The organism is Belnapia sp. AC561 (assembly GCF_979252845.1).
In genome coordinates this window covers 1-7,926 of record NZ_CEEDBP010000078.1, presented here as the reverse complement: position 1 = coordinate 7,926, position 7,926 = coordinate 1, and the positions used below count along the sequence as shown (strand labels likewise).

Sequence of the window (7,926 nt, the reverse complement as noted above, 5' to 3'; positions counted from 1 at the left end):
CATGTGCCTCGATCCGTGCCGAACGCCGGTCCCCACCGAGCGGCCCTGGCTCGCCCGAGCCCACCTCCCGCACCAGCGCCGCCCAGCGGACTACGCTCGCCGCGCTCACCCTAAAGCGCACCGCCGCCACCACGCGTTCCCGCAAATCGACCGACAGCGCTTTGGATATAACTATCGTCCCTCATGCCGAGGGACAACTGAACCACCATCGTGCAGCCCGTGGGATCACCAGTGATTCAGGCAGGCTGGAAACGCTCTGAGAGCTGGACGAGACCGTCTGCTTGCGGTGCTGTTGGGACTGATAGCGTCCCCATAGTCGAGGCAGAGCTTCAGCGACAGCACAGGGATCGTTGGTCCGGTGAACGGCTGGCGCTGTGCGGCTCGCGTCCGTTCCGAGGTGCTCTGCCGGATGTGTAGGACTGCCTCACGAGGTGGAGAGAATGCATTACTTCATCTTACAATATATAATATCATTATATGTATATAAAGCTTACGAGATTGGCTCCATGACAATGCCATCCGATGCCCTGCCCCCCGATACCGCCCTCCGCGACGCTGCCCCTGCAGCCCCCGAGGCAGCGACCGATTGGACGCCGCGCCTCGGCGCCCCGGCAATGCCGTTCCGCGTGCGCACGACCCGGGGCGAGCGCGGCCTCGCCGACTACCGCGGCCGGTGGCTGCTGCTGTTCTCCCACCCTGCGGACTTCACCCCGGTCTGCACCTCGGAGTTCATCGCCTTCGCCCGCGCCCATGACCGCTTCCAGGCCCTCGGCTGCGACCTGCTCGGCCTCTCGGTCGACAGCCTCTTCGCCCACCTCGCCTGGGTTCGCAGCATCGAGGCCGGGTTCGGCGTCGCAATTCCCTTCCCGATCGCCGAGGACATCTCGATGGGACTGGCGCGCGCCTACGGCATGCTTCACCCGGCCGATACAAGCACCGCGACGGTGCGTGGCAGCTTCCTGATCGATCCGGCCGGCATCATCCGGATGCTGAGCTACTATCCCATGACCACCGGCCGCAATGTCGAGGAGTTGTTGCGCACCCTGGCCGCGTTGCAGGAGAGCGACGCTTCCGGACTCTCCACGCCGGCCGACTGGCGGCCTGGCGAGGCGGGCGTGCTGCCACCACCGCTAACCGTGCAGGAGGCCGCCGCGCGCAGCGCCGCCGGTGCCCCGGACTGGTATTACCTGTCCCAGGCGAGCGCTGGGCGATGAGCCCCGGCATCGCCGCCGGCTGCGCTCCGGACGCCGCGGCGGAGTTCCTGCGCGCGCTCGCCCACCCGATGCGGCTGCGCATCCTCTGCCGGCTGCTCGAGGGCGAGCTGGCGGTCGCCGGCTTCGAGGCGGAGCTCGGCCTCCGCCAGCCCAACCTGTCGCAGCAACTGGCGGCGTTGCGCGAGGCCGGACTGGTGGCGACGCGGCGCGAGGCGAAGTCGGTCGTCTATCGCATCGCAGACGACCGCATCGTCGGCGTGCTGGAGGCTTTGCGCCACGCCATGGGCGGCCTTGTCGCGCCAGCGGCACGCGCCGCCGAGACCATGCCGCGCCCAGCCGCCGCAGCCGCGCCTCTGCGGCAGTCACGTGCCGCGGGCGAGGCCGGGGTCTTCGCCATGGCCGGCTGGGACATGCCGGCCGGCAAGGGACCACGGCCATGATGCAGGCGGTCCTCTCGCTCGGCTCCGGCGGCGCCGTCGGCTTCGTGCTCGGCCTGATCGGCGGCGGCGGATCGATCGTTGCAACCCCGTTGCTGCTCTACGCGGTCGGCCTCCCGCCGCATGTGGCACTTGGCACCGGCGCGCTCGCCGTCTCGGCCAATGCCTTCGTCAATTTCGCCGGGCATGCGCGAGCAGGCAATGTCCGCTGGGGCATCGCCGCGGTCTTCTCGGTGGCCGGCGTCCTCGGGGCGCTGGCCGGCTCGACCCTCGGCAAGGCGATCGACGGCGAGCGCCTCATCCTGCTGTTCGCCGTCATGATGATCGTGATAAGCGGCGCCATGCTGCGACCACGGCGCGACGGCGCGGGCGCGGCGTCCATCCCGCTGACCCGCGCGGTCGCACTGCGGGCCGGCGGCGTCGGCCTCGGTGTCGGCCTGCTCTCAGGCTTCTTCGGGATCGGCGGCGGCTTCCTGATCGTGCCCGGCCTCATCCTGGCGACCGGCATGTCGATGATCAACGCCGTCGGCACCTCGCTGCTCGCGGTCGGCGTCTTCGGCCTAGCCACCGCCATGAACTACGCCGCATCGGGCCTGGTGGACTGGGTGGTCGCCGGGCAGTTCATCGCCGGCGGCATCGTTGGCGGCTGGCTCGGCATGCGCGCCGCCTGCCACCTCGCCGCCGACCGTAACATGCTGAACCGCATCTTCGCCGGCGTCGTCTTCACCGTGGCCCTTTACATCATCTGTCGCTCGGCAGGCCACGCGTGACAGCCCCGCGCCACAAGAAGGACATCGCCATGTCGGACATCCCCGCGGGCATTGACACCGGCACCCAGCCGGAAGTCACGCCCTTCTTCGATGCGGACACCAACACCATCAGCTACGTGGTGAAGGATCCCGGCTCGACCACCTGCGCCGTCGTCGACAGTGTGCTCGACCTTGACTGGGCGGCGGGGCGCATCGCCACCCGCTCGGCGGATGCGATCATCGCCCATGTCCGCACGCACGGCCTCCGCCTCGAATGGCTGATCGAGACACATGTGCACGCCGACCACCTCTCGGCCTCGCCCTATATACAGCAGCGGCTCGGCGGCCGGATCAGCATCGGCGACCGCATCATCGTGGTGCAGGACACCTTCGGCAAGGTGTTCAACGAGGGCACCGAGTTCCGTCGCGACGGCAGCCAGTTCGACCGGCTGTTCCACGACGGCGACAGCTACCGGATCGGTGGCATGACCGCGGTGGCGCTGCACACGCCTGGCCACACGCCCGCCTGCATGACGCATGTGATCGGCGATGCCGCCTTCGTCGGCGACACGCTCTTCATGCCGGACGGCGGCACCGCGCGGGCCGACTTCCCCGGCGGCGACGCCCGGGTGCTGTACCACTCCATCAGGCGCGTCCTCGCGCTGCCGCCGGCGACGCGGCTCTTCATGTGCCACGACTACGGCCCGAACGGGCGGGAGATCCGCTGGGAGACCACCGTCGCCGAGGAGCGTGCCCAGAACATCCATGTCCGCGACGGCATCGGCGAGGATGAGTTCGTCGCCATGCGCACCGCGCGCGATGCAACGCTCGGCATGCCGCGGCTGATCATCCCGTCGATCCAGGTGAACATGGATGCCGGTCAGCTGCCGGCACCCGGCCCGGATGGCAAGCGCTTCCTCAAAGTGCCGCTGGACGCATTCTGATAACCGCAAGGGAGGATGCACCATGGACGTGAAACGCCTGTCTGAGACCGTCTCTGTCGTGCCGCAGATCCACCCGGCAGAGGTGGCGGAACTCGCCGCCCTCGGCTACCGCGCCGTCATCTGCAACCGACCGGACGGCGAGGATGCCGACCAACCCGGCTTCGAGGAGATCGCGCGCGCTGCGGCCGAAGCGCGGCTCGAGACCGCCTGCCTGCCGGTCGTCTCCGGCAAGGTGACGGACGCCGATGCCGCAGCCTTCGGCCGCCTGCTCGAACGATTGCCGAAGCCTGTGCTCGCCTATTGCCGCACCGGCACGCGCTCGGCGACCCTCTGGTCGCTGGCCGAGGCGACGCGCGGCCGCGCCCTGCCGGAGATCGTCGCAACGGCGAAGGCCGCCGGCTACGACATGACCGGCGTCGCCCGCTGGATCGCCCATGGCGGCCGCACCCCGACCGCCACCGGCGAGGTACGGCACGAGGTCGTGGTGGTCGGCGGCGGCGCCGCCGGCATCGCCGTTGCCGCCAGCCTGAAGGCGCGCAGCCCCGACCTCGACATTGCCATCATCGACCCCGCCGACATCCACTACTACCAGCCCGGCTGGACGATGGTGGGCGGCGGCGTCTTCGACGCCCGGACCACGGCGCGCACCATGGCCTCGCTCATTCCGCGTGGCGTCGCATGGATCAAAGCCGCAGTCGCCGCCTTCGAGCCGGCAAACAACGCCATCATCCTCGACGGCTGCCGGATCGTCACCTATGGCCGGCTGGTCGTCGCCCCGGGCCTCAAGCTCGACTGGGGCGGAATCGAGGGGCTGCCCGAGACGCTCGGGCAGAATGGTGTCACCTCCAACTACCGCTACGACCTCGCGCCCTATACCTGGGAGCTGGTGCGCGGGCTGCGGCGTGGCACGGCGGTCTTCACCCAGCCGCCGATGCCGATCAAATGCGCCGGGGCGCCGCAGAAGGCGATGTATCTCGCGGCTGACCACTGGCGGCGCAGCGGCGTGCTCGGCGATATCCGCATCGACTTCTGCAATGCCGGCGCCGCCCTGTTCGGAGTGAAGGACTACGTCCCGGCGCTGATGGAATACATCGAACGTTACGGCGTCCAGCTCGACTTCCAGGAGAGGCTGACGCGGGTGGACGGGCCGGCGCGCACCGCTTGGTTCACCCGCACCGGCCGTGACGGCGCGGCCGAGCAGGTTGAGCGGCGCTTCGACATGCTCCATGTGGTGCCGCCGCAGACGGCGCCCGACTTCCTGGACGCCTCGCCGCTGGCCGATGCCGCGGGCTGGCTTGACGTGGACCAAGCGACTCTCCGCCACGCTCGCTTCCCCGGCATCTACGGCCTCGGCGACGCCTGCAACGCACGGAATGCCAAGACCGCCGCGGCCGCCCGCAAGCAGGCGCCGATCGTCGCGCACAACCTGCTGCGCGACATGGGGGCGGTGCGCGGGGGCGACGCGCTTTACGACGGCTACGGCTCCTGCCCGCTGACCGTCGAGCGAGGTCGCATCGTACTGGCGGAGTTCGGCTATGGCGGCAAGCTGTTGCCAAGCTTCCCGGCCTGGCTGATCGACGGAAGGCGGCCGAGCCGCCTCGCCTGGCTGCTGAAGGAGCGCATGCTGCCCTGGGTCTATTGGAAAGCGATGCTGCGCGGCCGGGAATGGCTGGCACAGCCGGAGCTGACGGCCTGAGCCATGGACCGGGGAGGCATCGGATGACGCAGTTCACCCCTTATTCGGCCGCGGCGGGCGGCGCGCTGGTCGGCGCGGCAGCGGCGCTGCTCTGGGTTGCGCTCGGCCGCATCGCCGGCATCAGCGGCATCCTCGGCGGGCTCGCCGAAGCGCCGGCCGGCGAGCATGGCTGGCGGCTCGCCTTTCTCGGTGGCTTGGTCGGGGCGCCGCTGCTGTATGCTGCGGCCCTCGGCGCGCCGGAGGTGCTGATCGCGGCCGATCCGGCACGCCTGGTGCTGGCGGGGCTGCTCGTCGGCTTCGGCACGCGGCTCGGCGCGGGCTGCACCAGCGGCCACGGCGTCTGCGGCATCGCCCGGCTCTCGCCGCGCTCGATCGTGGCGACCGGGGTGTTCATGGCAACCGCTGCGGCGACGGTCTTCCTGTCGCGCCACGTGCTGGGAGGCTGAGCCGATGTCGCGGATCCTGGCTGCCCTTGCCTCCGGCGTGCTGTTCGGCCTTGGCCTCGTCGTCTCGGGGATGGTGAACCCGGCGAAGGTGCTCGGCTTCCTCGATATCGCAGGCGACTGGGACCCCAGCCTCGCCTTCGTCATGGCGGCGGCAATCCCGGTGGCGGCGCTCGGCTTCCGGCTCGGCGGCCGGTTGGAGGCACCGCTCTGCGACGCCGCCTTCGCGCCGCCGGCGCGGCGGCGGATCGACGCGCGCCTGCTCGGTGGCGCGGCGCTGTTCGGCATCGGCTGGGGGCTGGCGGGTTTCTGCCCGGGGCCTGCCCTGGCCTCGATCGGCTTCGGCGGCTGGCCTGGGCTGGCCTTCGTGGCCGCGATGCTGGGCGGGATGGAAATCCACCACCTTTTGACGGGTGCGGGACGTGGCGGCGCCGCTGGCACCGGACCGGCAGCGGCGCGGCCGGGCTGACGGACCGCAGGCACAAATTTTTTGCGGAAGGACAACAGCATGCCGCCCTTCGTCGGGCCATTCACGCAGGAGCAGCACCGCTACGGGCCGTGGAAGCCGATCCAGGACCGGCTGCGTGCCAACCCCGAAGTATCCCGGGCCACGAACTGACAGAGGAACCCGCCATGGACACGTCGCTCCATGTCGTCTGCTCACATTGCGACGCCATTAATCGCGTCCGGCCGCGCGCCTCGGCGACGATCCGCGTTGTTCGAGGTGAAGCCCGTCGCCCTGGCCGAGGCGCGCTTCTGCCGCGTCTCCGGCATAGCGGCATCCCGCCACTGGTAGATTTCTGGGCATCTTGGTGCGGTCCGTGGCGCGAGATGGCGCCCGCCTTGGAGGCGGCGGCACGAACGCTCGAACCGCGCCTGCGGCTGATCGAGGTCTCAACCGAGGAAGCGCCACAACTTGCCGCTGAATTGGCGACCCGCAGCATTCCGACGCTCGCCCTGTTTGCTGGTGGGCGTGAGGCCGCGCGCCAGGCCGGCGCCCTGCCCGCCCGCGGTATCATCGCATGGGCCGGCGTCAGCGCAGCCAATTGAGCCAGCGCAATGCAATTTCGAAGATGGTCGATAGTCTCCGCAATCAAGCAGGAGAACGCAGATGACACGTAATGTGGGTAACATCGACAAAGGGTTGCGGATCGTGACCGGGCTAATTCTCCTCGCGCTCGGCTGGTTCGGCCCACTCGGCTGGTGGGGGCTGGTCGGCATCGTGCCACTGGCAACCGGGCTGATCGGCAATTGCCCCCTCTACAGCCTGCTTGGCGTGAACACCTGTCCGCTCGACCGGCGTCGCGCCTGATCCAAGCAATTGCATCGCAGCGCCGTCCTGGCCGGCGTCGCGCTGGTCTACATGGCCGTGGCAGGCATCATTCCCGTAGTGGAAGCCCTGATCAGCAAGGGCGCGGCGCTCGGCACCGCGCTCGCTTTCATGATGTCGGTCACTGCGCTGTCGCTGCCGGGGATGGTGATCCTGCGCAAGATGCTGACGATGAGGCTGATCATGGTTTCCGTTAGCAGCGTGACGATCGGCATCCTCGCTGTCGGCTTCCTGTTCAACCTGCTGTTTGCCCGAAGGATCGTGACCATGAAGACCATCAAGGTGCTAATGCTCTGACCGAGAAGTTCCAGGCACTTTGCCTGGACGTCCACTGTGCATTGGCAGAAGCGTTGGACGGCGGCGAGGATGTCGTCGGCGCTTTTGCTCCAGTTGAATGGCTGCGGATCGACGTTGTGAGCGTCGATGTAGGCGCTGATGGCGGCTTCGGGTTCCGCTGTGGAGCGGCGCGCGCTTCGCCGGATGGCGTCACCAGTTAGCAGTGCAAAGAACCGCTCGACCTGGTTGATCCAGGAGGCTGAGGTGGGCGCGTAATGGACATGCCCGCGCGGCGGCCTAGCAAACCAGTCCCGGACGAGCTTCGTCTTGTGGCTTGCGGCATTGTCCATCACCCCGTGGACGTCGAGGTCCGCCGGCACACGGGTCTCGACCGTGCCGAGGGTCGGGGCACTACCCCGACCGGAACTCTGCCGCCCGGTGCCGCGGCATGCACGTGCCGATGACGATGCCGGCCTTCACGTTGAGCGCGGCGAACAGCGAAGTCGTGCCGCAGCGCTTGTCGTCGTGAATGCGCCGCTCGGCCTGGCCGGGACGCAGCGGCAGCAACGGCTGCGGCCCCCGCAGCGCATCACCACGGGCCACCTTCCGCCGGCGCAGCCGCGCCTCCAGCCCACCGCGCTCGGCCTCCGACAACTTGATCCGAACCGCCCTCGGTGCCGCCATGCCCCATCTCCACCGCGACCCGCAGCGAATCACAGCCAAGCAGTAGTGGCTAGCTATTTCACGGTCAGGACACTAACACTACCTGGGCAGTCCGAAATCAGGTGGTGGCCTGAGCTTGCGATGGCAGTGCGGACATCGGATCGGGGCGACGAG

General features: G+C 69.0%; 10 protein-coding genes and 3 pseudogenes. 10 read left to right on the top strand and 3 right to left on the bottom strand.

What is annotated here, in order from left to right:
- Nucleotides 1–169: pseudogene (locus tag AC0IW9_RS29715) on the bottom strand (IS630 family transposase); the annotation flags it as partial.
- Nucleotides 170–506: 337 nt separating this feature from the next.
- Between AC0IW9_RS29715 and AC0IW9_RS29710 the strand changes: the two are divergent.
- From AC0IW9_RS29710 to AC0IW9_RS29665, 10 genes are all read left to right on the top strand, one after another.
- Complete coding sequence (locus AC0IW9_RS29710; RefSeq protein ID WP_471651920.1) at nt 507–1,214, top strand: peroxiredoxin; 708 nt, start codon at nt 507–509, stop codon at nt 1,212–1,214.
- Nucleotides 1,211–1,654, top strand: a complete 444-nt coding sequence (locus tag AC0IW9_RS29705; protein ID WP_471651919.1) for an ArsR/SmtB family transcription factor — start codon at nt 1,211–1,213, stop codon at nt 1,652–1,654. Before AC0IW9_RS29710 ends, AC0IW9_RS29705 begins: the two co-directional genes overlap by 4 nt.
- On the top strand, nt 1,651–2,421 hold the full coding sequence (locus AC0IW9_RS29700) for a sulfite exporter TauE/SafE family protein (RefSeq protein ID WP_471651918.1): 771 nt from the start codon (nt 1,651–1,653) through the stop codon (nt 2,419–2,421). The genes AC0IW9_RS29705 and AC0IW9_RS29700 overlap by 4 nt, the downstream gene beginning before the upstream one ends.
- Nucleotides 2,422–2,450: 29 nt before the next feature.
- Nucleotides 2,451–3,344 carry an MBL fold metallo-hydrolase gene (locus AC0IW9_RS29695; protein ID WP_471651921.1) on the top strand — a complete coding sequence of 298 codons (894 nt, stop codon included), beginning with the start codon at nt 2,451–2,453 and terminating at the stop codon, nt 3,342–3,344.
- Nucleotides 3,345–3,366: 22 nt separating this feature from the next.
- The gene (locus AC0IW9_RS29690; RefSeq protein ID WP_471651917.1) at nt 3,367–5,040 is read left to right on the top strand and encodes a bifunctional protein tyrosine phosphatase family protein/NAD(P)/FAD-dependent oxidoreductase; all 1,674 of its coding nucleotides are present in this window, start codon (nt 3,367–3,369) and stop codon (nt 5,038–5,040) included.
- A gap of 23 nt (nt 5,041–5,063) precedes the next feature.
- Entirely contained in the window at nt 5,064–5,486 is a 423-nt protein-coding gene (locus AC0IW9_RS29685) for a YeeE/YedE family protein (RefSeq protein ID WP_471651916.1), read from the top strand.
- Between the two features lie 4 nt (nt 5,487–5,490).
- The gene (locus tag AC0IW9_RS29680) at nt 5,491–5,952 is read left to right on the top strand and encodes a DUF6691 family protein (RefSeq protein ID WP_471651915.1); all 462 of its coding nucleotides are present in this window, start codon (nt 5,491–5,493) and stop codon (nt 5,950–5,952) included.
- Between the two features lie 164 nt (nt 5,953–6,116).
- Nucleotides 6,117–6,533 (top strand): thioredoxin family protein, encoded by a 417-nt coding sequence (locus AC0IW9_RS29675; protein ID WP_471651914.1) that lies wholly within the window; start codon nt 6,117–6,119, stop codon nt 6,531–6,533.
- 61 nt (nt 6,534–6,594) lie between these two features.
- Complete coding sequence (locus AC0IW9_RS29670) at nt 6,595–6,795, top strand: YgaP family membrane protein (protein WP_471651913.1); 201 nt, start codon at nt 6,595–6,597, stop codon at nt 6,793–6,795.
- 9 nt (nt 6,796–6,804) lie between these two features.
- Complete coding sequence (locus tag AC0IW9_RS29665; RefSeq protein WP_471651912.1) at nt 6,805–7,110, top strand: permease; 306 nt, start codon at nt 6,805–6,807, stop codon at nt 7,108–7,110.
- Nucleotides 7,111–7,340: 230 nt separating this feature from the next.
- Here the strand turns inward: AC0IW9_RS29665 and AC0IW9_RS29660 are convergent.
- Nucleotides 7,341–7,439, bottom strand: a pseudogene (locus AC0IW9_RS29660) (hypothetical protein); the annotation flags it as partial.
- A gap of 73 nt (nt 7,440–7,512) precedes the next feature.
- A pseudogene (locus tag AC0IW9_RS29655) lies at nt 7,513–7,623 on the bottom strand (IS630 family transposase); the annotation flags it as partial.
- Nucleotides 7,624–7,926: the final 303 nt, after the last annotated feature.

What these genes read in the sequence shown, in the direction of transcription:
- AC0IW9_RS29690 (WP_471651917.1), top strand. Translation starts at nt 3,367, where the DNA reads ATGGACGTGAAACGCCTGTCTGAGACCGTCTCTGTCGTGCCGCAGATC.
- AC0IW9_RS29710 (WP_471651920.1), top strand. Translation starts at nt 507, where the DNA reads ATGACAATGCCATCCGATGCCCTGCCCCCCGATACCGCCCTCCGCGAC.
- AC0IW9_RS29675 (WP_471651914.1), top strand. Translation starts at nt 6,117, where the DNA reads ATGGACACGTCGCTCCATGTCGTCTGCTCACATTGCGACGCCATTAAT.
- AC0IW9_RS29680 (WP_471651915.1), top strand. Translation starts at nt 5,491, where the DNA reads ATGTCGCGGATCCTGGCTGCCCTTGCCTCCGGCGTGCTGTTCGGCCTT.
- AC0IW9_RS29670 (WP_471651913.1), top strand. Translation starts at nt 6,595, where the DNA reads ATGACACGTAATGTGGGTAACATCGACAAAGGGTTGCGGATCGTGACC.
- AC0IW9_RS29700 (WP_471651918.1), top strand. Translation starts at nt 1,651, where the DNA reads ATGATGCAGGCGGTCCTCTCGCTCGGCTCCGGCGGCGCCGTCGGCTTC.
- AC0IW9_RS29695 (WP_471651921.1), top strand. Translation starts at nt 2,451, where the DNA reads ATGTCGGACATCCCCGCGGGCATTGACACCGGCACCCAGCCGGAAGTC.
- AC0IW9_RS29705 (WP_471651919.1), top strand. Translation starts at nt 1,211, where the DNA reads ATGAGCCCCGGCATCGCCGCCGGCTGCGCTCCGGACGCCGCGGCGGAG.
- AC0IW9_RS29685 (WP_471651916.1), top strand. Translation starts at nt 5,064, where the DNA reads ATGACGCAGTTCACCCCTTATTCGGCCGCGGCGGGCGGCGCGCTGGTC.